The sequence below is a fragment of the Streptomyces sp. NPDC000983 genome, assembly GCF_040299205.1.
Taxonomy (GTDB): domain Bacteria; phylum Actinomycetota; class Actinomycetes; order Streptomycetales; family Streptomycetaceae; genus Streptomyces.
The window spans coordinates 38,189-56,089 of the sequence record NZ_JBEPBM010000040.1 but is presented as its reverse complement, the minus strand read 5'-3'; the positions used below and the strand labels follow the sequence as shown (position 1 = coordinate 56,089).

At 68.8% G+C, this 17,901-nt stretch carries 17 protein-coding genes and 1 pseudogene; 9 read left to right on the top strand and 9 right to left on the bottom strand.

Annotation, left to right across the window (positions count from 1 at the left end; translation table 11 throughout):
* Nucleotides 1–483: 483 nt before the first annotated feature.
* The 5 genes from istA (ABT296_RS32090) to ABT296_RS32070 all read left to right on the top strand — a co-directional run bounded on the left by istA (ABT296_RS32090) (nucleotide 484) and on the right by ABT296_RS32070 (nucleotide 4,833).
* On the top strand, nucleotides 484–1,926 hold the full coding sequence (gene istA / locus ABT296_RS32090; RefSeq protein ID WP_502977376.1) for an IS21 family transposase: 1,443 nt from the start codon (nucleotides 484–486) through the stop codon (nucleotides 1,924–1,926).
* Nucleotides 1,923–2,696 (top strand): IS21-like element helper ATPase IstB, encoded by a 774-nt coding sequence (gene istB / locus ABT296_RS32085; RefSeq protein WP_351932482.1) that lies wholly within the window; start codon nucleotides 1,923–1,925, stop codon nucleotides 2,694–2,696. Before istA (ABT296_RS32090) ends, istB (ABT296_RS32085) begins: the two co-directional genes overlap by 4 nt.
* An 85-nt stretch (nucleotides 2,697–2,781) precedes the next feature.
* Nucleotides 2,782–3,141, top strand: coding sequence for an Imm51 family immunity protein (locus ABT296_RS32080; RefSeq protein ID WP_351932480.1), 360 nt, complete (start codon nucleotides 2,782–2,784; stop codon nucleotides 3,139–3,141).
* A gap of 69 nt (nucleotides 3,142–3,210) precedes the next feature.
* A complete protein-coding gene (locus ABT296_RS32075; RefSeq protein ID WP_351932478.1) occupies nucleotides 3,211–4,221 on the top strand; it encodes a tyrosine-type recombinase/integrase in 1,011 nt (336 codons plus the stop codon).
* Between the two features lie 120 nt (nucleotides 4,222–4,341).
* Entirely contained in the window at nucleotides 4,342–4,833 is a 492-nt protein-coding gene (locus ABT296_RS32070) for a hypothetical protein (RefSeq protein WP_351932476.1), read from the top strand.
* On the opposite strand, the gene istB (ABT296_RS32065) is transcribed toward ABT296_RS32070, so the two are convergent.
* The gene (gene istB / locus ABT296_RS32065; protein WP_351932474.1) at nucleotides 4,769–5,527 is read right to left on the bottom strand and encodes an IS21-like element helper ATPase IstB; all 759 of its coding nucleotides are present in this window, start codon (nucleotides 5,525–5,527) and stop codon (nucleotides 4,769–4,771) included. The two genes, ABT296_RS32070 and istB (ABT296_RS32065), sit on opposite strands and share 65 nt — an antisense overlap.
* Nucleotides 5,524–7,152 (bottom strand): IS21 family transposase, encoded by a 1,629-nt coding sequence (istA, locus tag ABT296_RS32060; protein ID WP_351932486.1) that lies wholly within the window; start codon nucleotides 7,150–7,152, stop codon nucleotides 5,524–5,526. Before istA (ABT296_RS32060) ends, istB (ABT296_RS32065) begins: the two co-directional genes overlap by 4 nt.
* A 93-nt stretch (nucleotides 7,153–7,245) precedes the next feature.
* Between istA (ABT296_RS32060) and ABT296_RS32055 the strand changes: the two genes are divergently transcribed.
* On the top strand, nucleotides 7,246–8,028 hold the full coding sequence (locus ABT296_RS32055; protein WP_351932472.1) for a DUF8829 domain-containing protein: 783 nt from the start codon (nucleotides 7,246–7,248) through the stop codon (nucleotides 8,026–8,028).
* 268 nt (nucleotides 8,029–8,296) lie between these two features.
* Here the strand turns inward: ABT296_RS32055 and ABT296_RS32050 are convergent, their stop codons facing one another.
* The 5 genes and pseudogenes from ABT296_RS32050 to ABT296_RS32030 form a co-directional block, all read right to left on the bottom strand.
* Nucleotides 8,297–8,527: a helix-turn-helix domain-containing protein gene (locus tag ABT296_RS32050; protein ID WP_351932471.1), complete on the bottom strand. Its 231-nt coding sequence runs from the start codon at nucleotides 8,525–8,527 to the stop codon at nucleotides 8,297–8,299.
* Nucleotides 8,524–9,102 carry a Uma2 family endonuclease gene (locus ABT296_RS32045; RefSeq protein WP_351932469.1) on the bottom strand — a complete coding sequence of 193 codons (579 nt, stop codon included), beginning with the start codon at nucleotides 9,100–9,102 and terminating at the stop codon, nucleotides 8,524–8,526. The genes ABT296_RS32050 and ABT296_RS32045 overlap by 4 nt, the downstream gene beginning before the upstream one ends.
* A 161-nt stretch (nucleotides 9,103–9,263) precedes the next feature.
* Complete coding sequence (locus ABT296_RS32040; RefSeq protein ID WP_351932467.1) at nucleotides 9,264–9,587, bottom strand: hypothetical protein; 324 nt, start codon at nucleotides 9,585–9,587, stop codon at nucleotides 9,264–9,266.
* 36 nt (nucleotides 9,588–9,623) lie between these two features.
* A pseudogene (locus tag ABT296_RS32035) lies at nucleotides 9,624–9,972 on the bottom strand (transposase); the annotation flags it as partial.
* Nucleotides 9,973–10,590: 618 nt separating this feature from the next.
* Entirely contained in the window at nucleotides 10,591–11,112 is a 522-nt protein-coding gene (locus ABT296_RS32030) for a DUF6415 family natural product biosynthesis protein (protein WP_351932465.1), read from the bottom strand.
* Nucleotides 11,113–11,338: 226 nt separating this feature from the next.
* On the opposite strand from ABT296_RS32030, the gene ABT296_RS32025 reads away from it, so the two are divergent.
* From ABT296_RS32025 to ABT296_RS32015, 3 genes are read left to right on the top strand one after another with little or no spacing between them, the layout of a single operon-like run.
* Nucleotides 11,339–11,599, top strand: coding sequence for a hypothetical protein (locus ABT296_RS32025; protein ID WP_351932463.1), 261 nt, complete (start codon nucleotides 11,339–11,341; stop codon nucleotides 11,597–11,599).
* On the top strand, nucleotides 11,571–12,098 hold the full coding sequence (locus ABT296_RS32020) for a DUF6879 family protein (RefSeq protein WP_351932461.1): 528 nt from the start codon (nucleotides 11,571–11,573) through the stop codon (nucleotides 12,096–12,098). The genes ABT296_RS32025 and ABT296_RS32020 overlap by 29 nt, the downstream gene beginning before the upstream one ends.
* A 24-nt stretch (nucleotides 12,099–12,122) precedes the next feature.
* Nucleotides 12,123–12,974: a helix-turn-helix domain-containing protein gene (locus tag ABT296_RS32015; RefSeq protein ID WP_351932459.1), complete on the top strand. Its 852-nt coding sequence runs from the start codon at nucleotides 12,123–12,125 to the stop codon at nucleotides 12,972–12,974.
* A gap of 237 nt (nucleotides 12,975–13,211) precedes the next feature.
* Here the strand turns inward: ABT296_RS32015 and ABT296_RS32010 are convergent, their stop codons facing one another.
* Together ABT296_RS32010 and ABT296_RS32005 are read right to left on the bottom strand one after the other, a co-directional pair.
* The gene (locus ABT296_RS32010) at nucleotides 13,212–16,997 is read right to left on the bottom strand and encodes a CHAT domain-containing protein (protein WP_351932457.1); all 3,786 of its coding nucleotides are present in this window, start codon (nucleotides 16,995–16,997) and stop codon (nucleotides 13,212–13,214) included.
* Nucleotides 16,994–17,899, bottom strand: a complete 906-nt coding sequence (locus ABT296_RS32005; RefSeq protein WP_351932455.1) for a hypothetical protein — start codon at nucleotides 17,897–17,899, stop codon at nucleotides 16,994–16,996. Before ABT296_RS32005 ends, ABT296_RS32010 begins: the two co-directional genes overlap by 4 nt.
* Nucleotides 17,900–17,901 lie beyond the last annotated feature (2 nt).

The following is a 17,901-nucleotide window of genomic DNA, read 5'->3' as shown; positions in this document are numbered from 1 at the left end:
GCTGCCGCAGGACCGGCTATCTGCGTGAGACGACCGGTTGGTGCGGCCACTGTTCACGGCCCCGGCAACAGAAACAGCCTCCGAGGACCTGCCGCGAGTGTGGCCAGTTGCGGAGACATGCCGGACTGGGGCTGTGCTCGGCCTGCTGGCAAAAGCACCCTGGCCGTCCCTTCATCCGTGGGGAACACCTCCGCGACCGGCTCGCCGATCCCCCCTCCTGGCTGGGGGACTTCGTCGCTCATGTCGCCGCCCGGCACTGCACCGCCAGGGCCTGCGGCTTCGTCACCGACCTCGGCCGACTCCTGGAAGACGGGCACTCCACCTCACCCCAGGCCCTGCTGGAAAGATCCCGCAGGCCCGGACGGTCGATGGGCTCCTTCGCCCGCTGTCGGCGTACAAGTGAACGTGCGCCACCTCGTACGAATGAGAGTGCACCGTTCTTGATGCGTTGAAGGGCCGTGGCCGGGAGCCTGCTGTCGTCGGTTGGGGATCGGCGGAGGGCGGCTGGCAGTGGTGTTGGACCCGCATCGGTGGCTGGAGCTGAGGCGGTTTCGCGGTCTGTACGAGTCTGGTGCGATGAGCCTGCGGGAGATCGCGAGGGAGACCGGGCTGAACCGTCGCACGGTCGCCAAGTACCTGTCGGGTGAGGTTCCGGTTGCGCCGCCGAGGAGGGCCGCGAACGGTCAGCCGCGTCAGCGGGTGGTGGACGAGGTCGCGCCGCTGATCGATGCGATGCTGCGGGCTGAGATCCTGCTCAAGGGGGCGGTGATCCACGAGCGTCTGGTGGCGGAGTACGGATTCACCGGCAACTACCAACGCGTGAAGATGTACTTGCAGGAGGCCAGGCCGCGGATCGCGGAGGAGCTGGGCATCAGCCCGGGTGAGCTGGCCGGCCTGCACCGCCGGTTCGAGGTGGTGCCCGGCGCTCAGGCCCAGGTGGACTGGGGTGACGAGGGCAGGATCCTCGCGCATGTCGGGATCCCGAAGGTCTACTCGTTCCACATGACGCTGTCGTACTCGCGGGATCCGTTCTGCTGCTTCACCACCAGCCAGGACCTGGCCACCTTCTTCGACTGCCACCGTCAGGCGTTTGCCCACTTCGGCGGTGTCCCCATGTCGATCGTCTACGACCGGACCAAGACCGTGGTCCGTCGGCACGTCGCCCCTGGTGAGGCCGTTCCTCTGCATCCGGAAGCGGTCGCATTCGCCGGGCACTACGACTTCGACCCCGACGTCTTGGCGGCCTACCGGCCCACTGGGAAAGGCCGGGTCGAGCGCCAAGTCCTGATCGTCCGCGACCACGTCCTGGCCGGACGCGCCTTCTCCTCCATCGAGGAGATGAACGCCGCCTTCACCGCCTGGGTCCCGCTGCGGCGGGCCAAGATCCACGGCACCCACGGCGAAGTCATCGGCCTGCGGGCGGTCCGCGATCACATGGCCCTCCGCCCGCTGCTGGCCACTCCATACGTGGTCGCCCAGCGACACCTCCGCTACGTCGGCAAAGACTGCCTCGTCGCCTTCGAAGCGAACCTCTACTCGGTGCCGGCCCTACGGATCCGCCCGCGACAGCTGGTCGAGATCAGGGCCACAAAATCCCAGGTCGCCCTGCATGCCACCACACCTGACCGCCAGGGAGAGACCCTGCTGGCCACCCACTTGCGGGCAGTTGGCCGCGGGGCCCGGGTCGTGGACGAGCGGCACTGGGACGGTCTGCCCACCGGAGCCGGCCGCCGCGTCACAGCGGGCGGAGACCTGCCCGCACCCCGCCAGCAGGACAGCGGGTCAAAGACGGGATCGCTGCTGGCCTTGCTGAACCGGGCTGCGGCCACCCAGGTCGAGGTCGGCCGACGGCCGTTGTCGGTCTACGACGAACTGACCGGCACCCGCCCCTTCACCACCCATCGAACGCCGAAGGAACCGTCTTGAGCGAGCTGGTCTCCACCCGCATCCGCAACACGGCCGCCAAGCTGGGCCTGCCCCACCTGGCCGAGGCCCTGACCCAATACGCTCAGCGGGCCGACGAGGCCAAGATGGGCTACCTCGACTTCATCGACCTGGTCCTCTCCGAAGAACTCGCCGTCCGTGACGACCGCCGATTCCGCCAGGGCCTGCGGCTCTCTCGGCTGCCGCACCACAAAACGCTCGATGACTACGACTTCTCGTTCCAGCCCGAGCTCGACCCACGCAAGGTCAAAGACCTCGCCACCCTCTCCTTCGTCGAGGCCAAGGCCAACGCGGCCCTGCTCGGGCCACCGGGGGTGGGCAAGACACACATCGCCGTCGCTCTCGCCGTCGCGGCCTGCCGGGCCGGCTACTCGATCTACTTCACCAGCCTCGACGACATGGTCCGCAACCTCACCGCCGCCGAATCCTCCGGACGCCTGACCAGCAAACTCGGCAGCTACCTGCGGCCGGCCGTCCTTGTTCTGGACGAGGTCGGCTACCAGCCCCTCGCGCGAGCCGAGGCGAACCTCGTCTTCCAGGTCATCTCAAAGCGATACGAAAAGGGCTCGATCATCCTGACCTCGAACAAGACCTTCAGCGAATGGGGACAGGTGTTCGGCGACGAAGTCCTCGCCACCGCCATCCTCGACCGCCTCCTCCACCACTGTGGAGTCATCTCCATCAACGGCCCCAGCTACCGCCTCAAGAACCGACTCGCCGCCATCGAACGAGAACGAGACGACGCAGCCTGAGCGATCACCGCCAGGACGGACGCTCGCTCATCCTGACAAGCCACCCGGACCGGCGTCGGGACACGGCGATCTCTACCATCGCCGCATGACCGATGCATCAGCTCTGGCCCCGTTCCAACTGGACGAAGGCAGTGAATCCGACGGCTCGCACTGCCTCTATCTCTTTGACGGCGACATGGAGAAGGTCGCCGACGTTTTCGAGGAACAGAACGCGGAAAGCCACGGTCACGGCTGGGAAGGCCTTGCCGAGTCACTGGTCCGGTCCCGCATGCCCGAAAACGTCGACAAGCTCCACTTCGGATCAGAGGCTGGCACCTTCGTGGTCACAAGCACCGACCTCAAGGCCCTAACGGACCTGGCCATTCTCCTACACTCCGCCTTCCACAACCGCGAACGCCTCAGCGAGTACATCCTGACGGCCGACCCACGGTTCCTACCCCGATGAACCCGTGAGTGGGGCCAGGGCAAGCGGGAACCCTGGCCACAGCGTTAAAGCCACCCCATCGACTACCGAGTGGCGCACGTATATCTGTACTCGGCGGAGCACCCAGAGGAGTACGCCGACACCCGCGTACTCGAGGACTTCTTCACCCTCCACCACCTGGCCCTGCCCACCGACCATGCCGAACGGCTCGCCTCCGGCCGTCGACAACGACGCATCGAGGCCGTCCCCGAACCGCTGCGGCAAGCCGTCGCCGCCTTCAACACCTCCCGGATGCGGGCCCAGGACCGAGCCCGCCGAGCGGGCACCCGCCCTCGCAGCAATCACACCCTGGAGGCAGCCCTGGCCACCCTGCGTGACCTCGCACTCTTCCTGGTCGACGAGCGGGACAAGAACGCCTGGGCCCTCGTCGACGTGCACGACGTCGAAGCCTTCCTGTCCACCCTGCCCAAGGGACGCAAACGACGGCTGACCGTGCTGCGGCAGTTCTTCCGCTTCGCGCGGTCCCAGAAGTTGCTGCTGGTCGACCCCACCCGCGAGCTGGTCGCGAAAGAGACGAATGGCTTCCGCGGCCAGACCCTCGCCCTCGACCAGCAACGCGAGCTGTTCAGGCGGTGGACAAGCGACAAGCACGTGCATCCGCATGAAGCAGTGATGGGCATACTCGCTCTGCTGCATGGCGCCTCCAGCTCCGAGATGCGGATGCTGAAGACCGACGACATCGACCAGCAGGCCAACACTGTCCGGCTCGGGAAGCGGCCCCAGCCCGTCCCCCTGGACCCCGCTTCCTGGACAGTGCTGCAGCGGTGCCTGGCCCACCGCGAGGCATGGCGGACGGACAACCCGCACGTCATGGTCACCAAAGGAACCAAGGCCGGGCGAAGCCCGGCCTCCACTGCCTATCTTTCCCACGTTCTTGACGACTGCGGCTTCCCACCTCGCATGATCCGCAGCACCCGGCTTGTCGACCTGGTGAACACCATGGACCCCAAGCTCGTGGCCGCGGCCTTCGGCATGGACCCGCAAGCCACCCTGATCTATCTCGCCGACCACGTCGACCCCGGGCGCCTGCCCGATCACTGAGCGTCGGCCAGCGTCAGAGAATCCGCTGGTCAGCAGTCTCTCCATGCCCCAGACTCTGATGTGTGCGAGGGGCTCTCAGTGATCAGCGCAGGGAACCCGTGACTGGAGGAGGGAATGAGGATGGCCCACCTGCGTCTCGCCTGGGTCCTGTCCGGACGTGGTTGGGCCGATTGCATCGTCAGCGACCAACAGGCGGAAGCCGAAGCCACGGCCTCCTATATCACCGCTGCCCCCGAAGACCTCTTGACGGCAGTGACACGTCTGATCGTCGGCGAAACCGAGGCCCGAGCACAGTTCGAGGCCGAGCCCACCGCCTTCCGGTGGATCTTCTACCGTGACGGCACCGACGTGTGGATTCGCCTACTGGAGCTGGCCCACGGCAGTGACCACGACAACAAGGGGACCGAGATCTGGTCCACCCAGCAGGACATCGACGTCGTGGCCCGAGCAGTGATCCGATGCTTCGACGAGGTCGTGAGGGAGTACGGCGAGAGCGCATACCGCGGCAAGTGGGGTGAGCACTTCCCCCGCACCGAACTCGAAGCCCTCAGGACCGCGTGGCGCGAACATCGAGGCGACCGGGAAGCCTCCTCGACACCGTCGAACCCGTGAAGTTTCGGCAGCACCTGGCACGGGTTCGCCGGAACATGTGCGCTTTTCCGAACGACTCGTTGGAGGCGATGGCGACGCTGTTCTTCTCCTCGCGTTCGGTCAGGACCTGGAAGAGGAGTTCGGCGCCGTGGCGGTCGAGTTCCATGTAGCCGAGTTCGTCGATGCAGAGGAGATCGACGCGGCCGTAGCGGGCGATGGTCTTGTTCAGCTGCTTCTCGTCCGCGGCCTCGACCAGCTCGTTGACCAGCTTCGTCGCGAGCGTGTAGCGGACGCGGTAGCCCTTCATCGCAGCCTCGGTGCCCAGCGCGATGAGCATGTGGGACTTGCCGGTGCCGGAGTCGCCGATGAGACAGAGCGGCTGGCTCTTCTTGATCCATTCGCAGCTGGCGAGGGTGTGGATGGTGGCTGGGTCGATGTTGGGGTTGGCGTCGAAGTCGAAGGACCGCAGGGACTTCTCCCGCGGGAAGCCGGCTGCCTTGATCCGCCTTTCCGACCTGCGGCGGGCCCGGTCGTCGCACTCGGCCATCAGCAGTTCGGCGAGGAAGCCGCGGTAGGTCATCTGGTCCTTGATCGCCCGGTCGGCGATGTCGGAGAACTCGTTGCGGATCGACGGCAGCCGCAACAGGCGGCAGGCGGAGTCGATCGCGGCGTCGGCGGCCTGCTCGGTCAACCCTCGCTGGCGGGGCATGGTCACTGCGCTTCTCCCTCACGATGGCCGCTGCCGCTGGTGCGGCGGCGTCGGAGCAACTGGTCGTAGTGAGACACCGAGGGCAGCGGCCTGGTGTCCGGCGGAAGATGCGCGAGTCGCCACTCGTGCAGGGACGTCACCGTCGCCGGCGGCTGACCGAGGTTCCGGGCGTCCGGTGCGGGCTCGGTCTCGGCCTGAGCGGCCTTGCGGGCCTCCAGCGCGACCGCGTCCGCGGTCATGGCCCCGACTCGCAGAGCTGCGGCCAGGCCGGCGACGACATGTTCGTGCGGCATGTGGCGTCCGAGCAGCAGCACCTCGATGAGCGCGCGGGTGCCGTCCCGCTCGCCGTGGATCTTCATGGCCTGGGTCCACCAGGCGTCGTGGACCGGAGTGAACTTGCCCGCCGAACGGGCCTGTTCGAGAGCGGTCGAGCCGGGGAAAGCGCCGGGCTTGCGGACCAGGACCTCCAGGTAGTGGTCCAGGTCCAGGCGGACGGCGCCTTTGGCGATCAGCCGCTCGTGCCGGGCCACCTCCACGTTCTGGTCGTAAACCACCAGGTGAGAGGCGTGAAGGATGACCCGCACCCGTTTGCCGATCAGCCGGATGGGGACCGAGTAACGGTTCGTGCGGACCGGGATCTGGCCGTAGCGGTCGACCCGCGGGGTGAATAGACGCCCGGTCTCGAACGGTTCCTCGGGAAGCGGCATCAGCAGCGGTCGTTCGAGCGCGAAGTCCTCGGCGATGGTCCGGGACCTGGAGCCGATCCGGCGGGCGTCGTCCTGCCGGTCCCACTCCTCGACCATCTCGTTCAGCTCGGCGAGCGAGGAGACCTCGGGGACGGGGACGAAGTGGTTGCGGCGGAAGTAGCCGATCTGGCCCTCGACGCCGCCCTTCTCGTGGGCGCCCTCGATGCCTGGGCGGCAGTAGAAGCTCTCGATGCCGAAGTGCGATTTGAAGGCGATCCATCGGTCAGCTTCCACCCTCGCCCGGCTCAGCCCGAGCACGCGGGCGACGGCCGCCTTGAGGTTGTCGTAGCGGACCTTGCTTCGCGGGACCCCGCCCAGCGTCCGCAGCGCGTGGACGTGGCCTTCGAAGAATGCCTCCTGGCCGCAGGAGGCGAACACGCGGTGGACGGCCTTGCCGGAATACGACAGGCGGAAGGAGAACAGGTAGCAGGTCACCAGCTCGCCGGCGAGGCGGATCGTCACGTCGCCGAAGTCGACCTCCGCCTCGTGACCGGGCTGGTGAGTCTGCGGGACGAACGCCTCCAGCGGGGCCTTGCCCGACTCGACCAGGATCTCGGGCTTCCGGGCCGCGACGTAGTAGCGGCCCATCCCGTAGGAAACGTCGGCTCCGTGTTCCTCGACCAGCCGGTGGAAGATCCGGGTGACCGTGTGCCGCTGCTTGCGCGGCGCGTCCAGGTCCGCCCGCAGGATCTCGTCGATCACCGGCTTGTAGCGGTCCAGCCCGGTCGCCCGGGGCGGCAGCTTCTTGCGCGGCTCCGGCCAGGACGAGTCCAACGCCTTCCGAACCGTCCGCCACGTCACGCCGTGCTTGCGCTCAAGCTCCCGCATCGACATGCCGCCACGGTGGTCACGCCGGATTGCCGCGTACAGCTCGACCTTCGACATCCGCGGCATGACCAGCACCTTTCACCAGGAGCATGTCGATGCTGTCCTGGCAAGAACCCCGGTGCCTCCCAAACTCGTCGACATCACCCATCCGTGGAACAGGGCGCCTCCCAAACCCATCGACAAGCGACGTCGCTACTACTCGATAAAGCCAGCGCCGACCAGGGCGCGCACACCACGGTCGCCCTCCTCGACCCGCAGGCGTACGCCGACTTCTGCACCGGCACCGGCCTCGCCCCCGACAGCGCATCCAGCCGTGCCCGCTTCACCGCCCACCTCGCCACCACCGGCCCCACCATCCCCTACACCGGCCAGCCCCTGGCCGACCTGATCCCCGCCCTCGTCGAGGAAGCCGTCCACCAGGCCACCCAGGAGTACGCCACCACGCTCCTGGACGGGCTCGGGGCCTGCCCCTTATGCGGCGAAGACCTCGGCCTGACGGCCTTCACCCAGGCGTCGGGCCTGCTCGCCCGCATCCTCGGCACCGCCCGGCCCGGCAAGCACCACCTCGTCTGCACCGTCTCGGCAGCGCCCGAAACCCTCGCCGCCGTCCTCCACGCGGACACAGACACCGACGGCACATGCCGGCTCGACGAGGCCGAGACCCTCGAACTCACCACCGTCCTCGCCGCCGGCCTGGCCACCCGCAGCCCCGGAGGACTGGTCCTACGATCCTCCGCCGCGAACACCCCCGACCAGATCTACGGATGGCGGCTGCGCCAGGGCGATGCCGAACCCCTCACCGCAGGCGAAGTCTTCGACGCCTACTGCACAGACAGCGAGACCGGAAACCCCATCCCCCCGGAACCCGACGTCGACTACAGCGCCCCGCCCGACCTCGGGCCGGACACCACACTGCTGGCCCACCGGCATTGAAAGTCCTCAACGACACCCACAGAACAGCAGGCCAAGGAACCTGACCGTGATCCTCCGGCTTGCCGAGGACAAAGTGGAGTACTTGCCGTCTGCGTACCGTCAGGACATGAGCGTCCGGCAGCCGCCGGGCGTCCAGCCGGCCTGGACGGCTCCTTGGTCTGGACGGCCACGTCGTCAGGGGGCCGCGGCCGGAGCAGGTCCAGGCAGCAGCGCAGCCGCGCACCGGACCCGGCCGGCGTCCCGTATCCAGTCCCCGCACCACCCCTCGTCAGCAAGCCTGCGGGGACGAAAGGTGTTCCCCACCCGCGGTGAAACTCACTGTCAGGCGGCAGTCCAGCGCTGCGGCGATCCGCTCCAGCAGGGCAAGGGTGGGAAGGTCTCTGCCCGACTCGATCCGGGAGATCGCCGCCTGCCCGGTCCCGGCCAGCTCGGCCAGCCGCGCCTGGGACATCCCACGCCGCCTGCGCCAGGACCGCACCAGCTCCGCGGTGTCACTCACAGTCCGCCGTCCGCTCCGTAGCGGGGCAGTCCGGCCGTATCGATCTTCCACCCGGCGACCGTGACGGTCTCCCCGAAGAGGTAATGCTGCCGGTTGTCGTAGGCCGGCTCGCCGCCGCGCCGGGTGGGTGCCCAGTAGTGGACGGCGCTGCCGTCGCGGGGGTCGACGATCAGGTAGTGCGGGACTCCCATAGCCGGGTAGTCGCGGAGCTTGCCCTCGTAGTCGTTGGCCGGATTGGACCGCGAGACGATCTCGATGACCAGGTGGGAGCGGCGCGGGTCGATGGCGTCGCTGTCGCGGGTGGCTTCCTCCTCGTCGATCACGACGAGGTCGGGCACGCGCAGGACGCCCAAACTGGCGTCCTCCATTTCGGTTCCCACCATCAGCACCAGGTCCGCTGCCAGCTGAGGCTCAAGCTGGGTACGCAGCCGGTGAGCGACCAGCTGATGCTGCTTCTTCGGGCCCATCATCATCAGCAGCTGGCCATGGCTGATCTCCGGCCAGGCAAGCGGCTCAGGCTTGTCGAAAGCCTCACGGAACTCCCGCAGATAGCGGTAGACGCTCTGCCCGGTCACACGCGCACCGTACATGACGAAATCATCATGACCCTGTGACGGCACACCCCCCACCAGCCCCCAGACACGCACTGCAAAGGCCACACAACGCCCAGGACGCGGGGAGCACAAGAACGGGTTCTTGAGACGGCCAAGAAGGCCTAACACAATGAGGTGGCTGACTACATGCAGGCGATGCAGTGGGTGAGGTCTTCGCTGAGGAAGACGATGAACCGCTGTTGTGACCCGATGACGTTAGCCAAGTAGATCCGCCCTGTCCCCTCGGCATGGAGGCTGTCGACGGCTTCGGCCAGTCCGGGCCACGGGGCGGCTCCATCGTCGAGCAAGTTTTCGTGCCGGGCGGACCAGATAGCCCAGAGCTGGCGTGCGGAGGCAGAGCTTCGGGAGATCGTGAAGTCTGCCCCTGCCTGGAGTTCGGCCAGCGCGGCACGTGCCGAGGGGCTGTGATGTCGATCGAGTGCGGCTTCCAGATCGTCGCGGTTCACGCGATCAGTCTGGCGGACGTGCCTCCCGGCAGCTGGTCAGGTAAGTGACAGTGCTTGGCGGTGGGTGATCAGGCAGCAGGCGGGGCCTCGTGGATGTCGGCGCGCCGTTCCCATCGAGTGCGCAGTCGTTTGAAGCCGTGGAGCCAGGCGAACGTACGCTCAACGCCTCATCGGTAGACACCCAGGCCGCTGGCGCGGGGTGTGCCACGTCGGGCAATGGCCGGGATGATCCGGCGGGCCCGGACCCGGTCGCGGTCGCGGTAGATGTCGTGGTCGTAGCCGCGGTCGGCGAAGAGCGACTGGGGTTTGCGGGTGGCCGGCCGGGCCTGCCCCGGACGGGCGGGATGGCGTCGAGGAGGGGCACGAGCTGGGTGACGTCGTTGCGGCCCACCGGGCTACCGGCAAGCCCACCACCCTGGTGGGAGCACAAGAGGAGCCCTCCAGCCGGCCCTGCCTCCCCCTACACCCCAGCGGCCGACGGCACCCCCCTCCCCGCCGGCCGGCACTCCCACTTCGCCCGCCCCCGCGCAGCCCACCGGTCCACCTGCCACTACCGCACCCCGCCCCAAAGGCCGCCACACTCCACACCCACCCACGCACGCCCTGCCCGAGCGAGCCCCACGCGCCGCACTCACCGCCCGCCAACTCAGCCCCAACAACGCCGAGTACACCCCGGCCAAGGTGTAGCACTGGCGTGTCGGCGCTGACTCCACGGCCTACATCGCCAAGCTGCTCACCACCCCGCACGCGCACGGGATGGGCCTCGGCCGCACCGCCGCCCTCTACATGGCCACGGGCACTCTGCCTGTATGCCGCTGCCCCGACATCCCGATGGACGCCGCGACCACCTCACTGACTCGCCGCCCTGGCTGGAGACCCGCCGCGGCGACGCCACCGGCCGGCGCAGCGAGGCACGGGCGCGTGGACGGCAGGCCAGAACGTCACCGGCGGCGAGCCCGACGTTTGGTGGCGGAGTGTGTCCGAGCAGGCGGAGCACTGTTGGTCAGTGGGTATGGAGGGTGGTGGTGCAGCGTTCGTGGATCCGGCCGGAGACGGCCGGTCCTGCCCATTTGCTGCCCTGGTCGATGGGGTGCGTCGGCTCGCTGGGCTTGAGGGGCTGGTCGCAGGCCAGGCACATGCGGATGCCGCTGAGCGTCTCGTAGTGGTCGCACAGCGCCAGGAGCAATCGGCCGAGTCTGCGCACGTGCGTGACGCTGTCGTAGGGCTCAAGTCCGCGGCGGGCAGCCAGCTTGCCGCGGGCCTCTCGGACACAAACGAGAGCAACGTAACGGGGCACATCGTCGGTGGGCAGCTGCGCGGCGGCCTGCTCGATCTTGGGGATGAGCAGCTGCATGTGGCCGACCAGCAGGCCGGTCAGCGCCTGCAGCGTGGTGAGGTCGAGGGGGGTCACATCCGGCGGAAGGACCTGAGCGACGGCCGCGCGCATCGTAGCGGTGTCCACCGGTAGGGCATCCGTCGCGTCGGGGTGGCGCGCGGGCGCTGTGGTCTGCGTTCTCTCGGCCATGTCGACTCCACCCGGTTGACCCGCGCGCCCGGGGCCGTTCGCGTGGTCGCCGGGGCTTGTTGTGCCTTTCGACGCTAGGGGTGAGCCGTGCCGCACAGCGAGTACTGTGCAGATCTTTGCAGGTATGGCGTTCAGCTTGAGAGTTGACGAGTTCGCACCCTTGACCCGTTCGCCGGTCTGGCCGACTGTGACGCAAAGAGCTGCACATCGAGCGCCGGAGGCGACCGTGGCACTACGGTTCATCGGGATCGACCCCGACACGAAGACGGCGGACTCCCCGACCGTGTGGGTGGACGAGGAGAAGGGGGAGCTCGTCCTCCAGGGCTGGAAGCCGAGCCCCGAACTCGCGGCGGAGGCCGCCGCGTTCGAGGTGCCGGGCCACGCGGTCGGCATCCCGGACGGCGAGGCCGTCGTCCGGGTGCCCGCCAGGATGGTGCACATGATCAGAAAGGCGTGCGATGCCGTCGAGCGTGCCGACGATCGCTGAACTGATGGCCCGGTGCACGCGCTCGGCGGTGCACCTTGAGATGCGGGACCACTACGCAGTCGCGGCCGAGGCCGACGACTTCAGGGTCTGGCTGGAGACCGGCCGACTCGACACCGATCCCGGCTCGCCGGACTGGGCACCATGGGTCGCTCTCGTCTCGCAGGCCGTCGCCCGTGGCGTCGCTGTGCGGCGGGCCCGCATCGTGTCCGAGCCCGTTTCCGACTACATCCGCTACGAGCACGCCTCCACGACCGTCAATCTCCAGGCGGGCGAGGACGTGCGGTGGCTGCCCCGCCGCGAGGCCTCTCACATCCCCCTGCCCGGCAACGACTTCTGGCTCTTCGACAGCCAGACGATCCGGTGGGGCTACTTCTCCGGCGACGGAGCCATGGCCGGCCACGAGATCTGCGACGAGCCGGCCGTTGCCAAGCTCTGCGCCGACGCGTTCGACGCCGTCTGGTCGCGCGCAATCCCACACCAGCACTACCGGTTCCACTGATCAGGAAGCACCCGCCACCCGCTCATGCCCCTCTCCCCCTCCTCCTCCGCCCAGGCCGCACGCGAAGCCGTCGCCCGCCGGCTGCGAGAACTGCGCAAGGAAGCCGGCCTGACGGTCGTGGCACTGGCGGCCGCGTGCGGCTGGCACTACTCCAAGACCTCCCGCATCGAGAACGCCCTCACCGGCCCCTCCGCGACCGACATCCGCCGCTGGTGCGCCGCCACCCACGCAAGCGACCAGGCGCACGACCTCGTCGTGCAGTCAGTCAACGCCGAGTCGATGTACCGGCAGTGGCGCGACCAGGTACGCGCCGGACTTCGACACCTCCAGGACAGCCGCGTCCAGGCCTTCCGGGAGACGGAGCGCCACCGCCTCTACTCCGCCGGCCTCGTACCCGGCCTGCTCCAGACCGCAGGCTACGCGCAGGCCGTGCTCTCCGTCGCCGCGAACATCCACGGCCTGCCCGCCGAGGAAAGCGCCGACGCCGCCCGCGCCAGGGTCGAACGCTCCCGCATCATCCACGAGCAGGGCCACCGCTTCGTCGTGGTCGTCGAAGAGCCCGTCCTCCACTGCCAGATCGCCGATCCGGAACCGATGGCCGCACAACTCGGCTACCTCCTCACCGCCGGCGCACTCCCGGCGGTATCCCTCGGCATCATCCCGATGACAGCCCGGCGAACCCACTGGCCCGAGGAGACCTTCCACATCCACGACGAGCGGCTCGTCTCCATCGAACTGGTATCCGCAGAGGTGAACGTGACCCAGCCCAGCGAGGTCGCCCAGTACCTCGACACATTCGAACGGCTGCGCAGCATGGCCGTGTACGGGGCGGACGCCCGCGCCCTCATCCTGCGCGCCATCAAAACACTGCACTGACACGCGGCAGACCCCCACACCCCCGTACGCCGACTGCCCGCCGAAGGCCGCCAAGCAGAGCAGCAGGCGGATCACTTGCCCGGCGGTCGCTGAAACCGACGTTCCAGGCGAGGGCCCCGCACCCGGTAGCCGATGGTGAACACATCGTCAGGCAGGTCTTCTTCGAACGCTGTGACCGGCACGCATCCTGGCCCTCAACCTGAAGCCCGGTCAGTGCCCCGAGCGCGGTGGGGGCCGTCAGTTCCAGTCGCCCACCAGCGTGAACGCAGCCCAATGGTGAGGGTGTTCGTAGGGGCGCAACGCATAGTCGACTGCGAGACCAGTGCGCTGGGCCCGTCGGCAGCGGGTCACCATGGCGCGAAGCTCCGCGTGCTCCTCGTCCCCCGGTGGGGACGTGTCGGCCAGCGCTGTGTAACTGGCTGCAGCTGCTGCGAAGTCCCGGGCGAGATACTGCAGGTCGGCGATGTCGCGGGCGATCGTCCGGGCGGAGGCCCTGGCGGGTGGCAGTCGTTGCAGTAGCTCTTCGCAGTGCGCCATCGCTTCGGCGACGGTCAGCGCCCGGACAGTCCGTTGGGCGTGCCGCAGTGTGGCAGCCTTGCCGTCGGGCAAGGCCCGGTAGAACGCCTGCATCAGGACGCTGGTGGAGATCTCGTCGGCGGACCATAGGCTGACCAGCACGGATGGCGCGCCAGCGTGGATCAGTGCGCGGGTGAGGCCCATGAGTTCGTCTCCGGTGAGTCGCGTGGATAGCGCGGTGTCGCATGCGCTGAGCGTCACGAGTTCGGTTTCCAGCCGCAGTTGGAACAGGTCTGCGGCTGTCAGCCGCCCCTCGTTGTCGCTCGTGGGTGCCAGCAGCACTCCCGATCGCATCGGCCGGGATGCATCGAACTCGCCGTGGCATGCAATGTGCCAGAGGTCCGTTGATGTTGTTGATGCTCGTGTCCGCAGGGCCTCTACCGTGGCTTCCTCGCCTACATGTACTTCGGCGTGCGGAGCGAAGAGGTCGGCGATCGCCTGCGCCTGCGCCCGAGCGTGCGCGATGGGCCGGTCGGCACGGGAGTCTGCCAGTACGACGGCGGTGTGCAGCTGTCCGGTCCCCTTGTTGCGGCAGTACCGAAGGACTGAGGCGCTGGGTGTGGCACAGACCGGGTTGCGTTCGATGAGCGGGCGAGCGTCGACCTCCAAAGCCTGGAGCGGGATCAGGTGCAGCGCATCGTGCGGCACCAACCACAGCAGCTCACCCTCGGCGCTTGCCGAGGCGAGGGGGGCCACGAGCTGCTGTAGAGGGGCCGCACTCGGTGAGCTGGGATCCGCCCGCCAGGCGTTGACGGCATCGCGGACGTCCTGGCGTGTCAGATCGATGGTGAAGATGTCCGGCTCGCGCCGATGCGCTCTGCTGACGAAGAGAAGAGCAGCCGCCGGGGTGAGGCACCACTGGGCGAGTACGACCCCCGGTTCGCTGTCCAGCAGCGACTGAATCTCCCGGTAGGGCAGCGGGATGCCCTGGCGCAACTGCGCGTACTCCACGCCGGCTGGTCCGGTGGCGGCGACGGCCTTCCAGGCGCGTTCCAGCGCGTCGTGTGCACGGCGGATCCGGTTGCCGGGGTCTACCCGCCCGGAGCGGGTTTCGAGCACGGCTTCCTGGTACTCGTCCTCGGCCTCCTGCTGGGTGGCGACCAAGTCCTCGAGCCCGGGTGGCGGCGCGACGGCGGCACTGCTGCCCAGAAGCTCCAAGAACACGCGTGAGCGGACACGCTCCGCTAGGTCGAACGCTTCGACAGCGGGGTGCAGCGGCCACGCCGCGTGCCCGTCACCACCTTCCAGGCGCTGTACCAGAAGCAGTATCGCGGCGTGGTAGGCGTCCTCACCGTCCAGGGCACCGACCCGGAGGCCGGGATCCAGTACCCGGCTGCGCATCTCCTCGAGAGCGTTGATAGCCGGGAGGAGTTCCGCATAGGCGGCTCCGGGGCTGTCGCTGAGCATCGCGAGCCGGAGGCGGGCTTGGTGCACCCAGGTGAGGCGGCCATCCCGCTCAGCCCGCCGCGCGGCCCGCTGAGCCATCCGCCGGGCCGCGGCCGGCCTGCCCCCGGCGAGGAGGTTGTCCGCGCAGAGCGTGAAGCGCATGGCGGGCACCGCGAACAGAGGGTGAACGTCTCGATAGGCGGCCGCGACGGCCTCGGCGCCCGCCGGGCCAGTTCCAGAGTGCTGCGCCTCGATCGCCCACTCCAGCAGCGTCTCCGACTGCTGGAACATCTCCTGCAGGACGGCGACCTCGTTGCCGGGGCGCATGCCGGGCAGGACCTCCCGGCAAAGCGCACGGCCGGCACCGGGCGCGTCACGCAGGGCCGTGGCAGCCTCTAGCGACTGTGCGGCCCGCTCCACGTCGCCTGCGCCGAGGAAGGCGCCTCCCTGGGCGATCAGCAGGTGACGGCGTACCAGAGGGTCGAGGTCGTCGCGCTCCAGCGGCTCCTGGAGTACGTCCAGAGCCTGCTGGTACTGCTCCAGCCGCCCGGTCAGCAGGAGAGCCGTCATGGCACAGGTACTGGCAGCCGAGTTCGGGGCACCGGCCTCCTGCTGCAGGGAGGCTGCCTGGTGCCAGGTGGCGACGGCCTTGTCCCGCTCGTTGAGGATGATCAGCAGGTTCGCCCGGGCGACCGCGCAGTGGGCCCGCGCCAACGCCTGGGCTTGTCGCAGCCGTGCGGCGTCCTCCGGGCCGAGCCCCGACACAACTTCCCTGTCGATCATGTCCAGTAGCTGTTCGGCGGTGGCAAGTAGCTGCCGTGCGTGCTTGGGCCAGGCAGGCGCGGATGGCGGACGCAGCACACGCGTTCCCCGGGCGATCTGGACGGCGCGGACGGCCAACGCCGCGACCAGTGTGTAGTCGCCGTGCCCACGGCGGTGCAGGAAGCCGTCGCGTATCCAGCCGCGCAGTGCCGCCTGCGCATCGCGCCCGCTGAAGTCGAGGACGAGCGTGTCCAAGGCCGTGAACATCATCTTGTCGCGATGCAGACCCCGTGCTCGCAGCTCCCACGCCTCTGCCCCTACCAGCATCAGCGCACCGGGCAGGAGATCCGGCGCCGGGTGGAACAGCGTCACCGCAGCGAACACGGCCAGGCCATACTGCAGCGGCACGCCGCGCAGCAACGCCGCTACTGTCGCGCCCAGCCGCAAACCCACAGGCGGGTGCACCCTGCGCACCGCGGCCACGATCACCCGGACACAGGCCAGATCCACGGCCACGAGAAGGATTCCCCCGGCAAGCCCACCGGGCCCCGGCACAGACCGCCATGCCTCGACCGCAGCCGCGCCGGCCGATGAAGCCGCCAGGCCGACAGCACCCGCAGCCACAATGGCGACCACGAGATACGCCTGACGGCGAGCAGGACGCGTCAACGTCCCGACGGGACGGTCGTAAGCCCACAGCTGGGCGGAGATCAGCGCCGCCCCCACCAGCCGCAATGCCTGGTCCACAGCGTCCGCCCCCGACAGCGGTACAAAAACCGCCACAGCCACCGGACCTGTGGCTGCGAGCAGGAACAAGGCCCGAGCCACCCGGTCCCCGACAGACGGCGGCGGCAACCCGACGTCGTCACCGGCCCTGACGCCGCGCCGCCGTCGTGCCACCGCCCGCCGCGCCGTGCCTACCGCAGCGCCCACCACCAGCGGCACCGCCCACCAGTCAGTCAGCTGCGGAACGGGATGCCACACCCCATACACGAGTACGGCGCCCAGACCCAGACCCGGCGAAACCACGGAGCCGACCAGCACCCCGGCAGCGGCAAGAACCACCGCACCCGCACTCCCCCAGCCCACGACGGCCTCGAGCGGCACCAACAGCACCCAGGCCCCCGCGATCCAGCTTGCCGTGGTCCCGATGAACGCCCCGGCAGCATGGCTGACCAGCTCCACCCGCGTGAGAGGCGGCTCGTCCACGGCGAGCCCGACCCGCCCCCAGTGGAACCGGACCGTGAGAACCGCCGCCAGCACCGACAGCACCAACACCCACGGCACATCCAGCGTCATGGGGCCTCCTCAGGCAGGTCGTAATGAATCCCCGCGTCCCAGAACCGGACAAGCCGCTCCCACAGCGCGATCTCCGCATCCAGGGACTCCGGAGGCTCCAGGCCAAGCTGCTGCAGCAGCGAGTGCCGGTACAGGTCGAAAGCCACCTTGAGATGCAGGCTGTAGTGCGCGGCCGCGGATACCGCCGCACGCTGCGCCAAGACCGCAACCCCCAATCCCGCCAGCAGGCAGACGGCCAGAGAACGCAACGGTCCGCCCCACCCCAGCATCACCACGGCCGACGCCACCGCGAACACCGCCCCGGCCGAGCTGAGGGTGATCAGCAGCACCAAGTTGGTGCGGGCCGCCGCGAGGCTGACCAGTGACGGCTCGGCCACCAACGGCTGCAGACGCGGCCACACCACCACCGGGTCCATCCCGTACTGCCGCCGCGGGTACTGCTCGGCGTGCCGCAGCACGTTGCCCAGGCGGGTCGGCAGCACCTCATCGGGCAACGCAGGGGAGGGATACACCTCACGCAGCGCCCGCCGCACCCGCCCTACACGGACAGCCGATCCCGGCCCGGCCTGCACGGCCAGCTCCCGCAGCCGCGCGCGGTGGGCACCGGCACGCCATCCGGCCAGCGCCCGGCCCACCCGCGTGGGCCACTCACCTGAGAACAGCGCCAGCAACCGGGGCTGCACGGCCGATGTCAGCAGCGACAACAGACCGATCGCGACAGCGAAGCCGGCACAGCGCAGCCAGCGTGTTCCGGCATCCAACCTGCCCCAACCGGCAAGCGTGTCCGCCAGGCCGTGCGCGTAACCCCACAACAACAGCAGGCTCCCGCTCAGGGTCAGCGTCGGCAGCACGGCAGTGAGCAGGAACCTCCGGTCCACCGGTACCGCGGGCAGTGGAAGCATCG

Bases quoted from the DNA above. Each gene is read 5' to 3' on its own strand.
- ABT296_RS32080 (WP_351932480.1), top strand. From the start codon at position 2,782: ATGACCGATGCATCAGCTCTGGCCCCGTTCCAACTGGACGAAGGCAGT.
- ABT296_RS32070 (WP_351932476.1), top strand. From the start codon at position 4,342: ATGGCCCACCTGCGTCTCGCCTGGGTCCTGTCCGGACGTGGTTGGGCC.
- istA (WP_351932486.1), bottom strand. From the start codon at position 7,152: ATGTCGAAGGTCGAGCTGTACGCGGCAATCCGGCGTGACCACCGTGGC.
- ABT296_RS32030 (WP_351932465.1), bottom strand. From the start codon at position 11,112: ATGGCCGAGAGAACGCAGACCACAGCGCCCGCGCGCCACCCCGACGCG.
- ABT296_RS32020 (WP_351932461.1), top strand. From the start codon at position 11,571: ATGCCGTCGAGCGTGCCGACGATCGCTGAACTGATGGCCCGGTGCACG.
- ABT296_RS32015 (WP_351932459.1), top strand. From the start codon at position 12,123: ATGCCCCTCTCCCCCTCCTCCTCCGCCCAGGCCGCACGCGAAGCCGTC.
- ABT296_RS32010 (WP_351932457.1), bottom strand. From the start codon at position 16,997: ATGACGCTGGATGTGCCGTGGGTGTTGGTGCTGTCGGTGCTGGCGGCG.
- ABT296_RS32005 (WP_351932455.1), bottom strand. From the start codon at position 17,899: ATGCTTCCACTGCCCGCGGTACCGGTGGACCGGAGGTTCCTGCTCACT.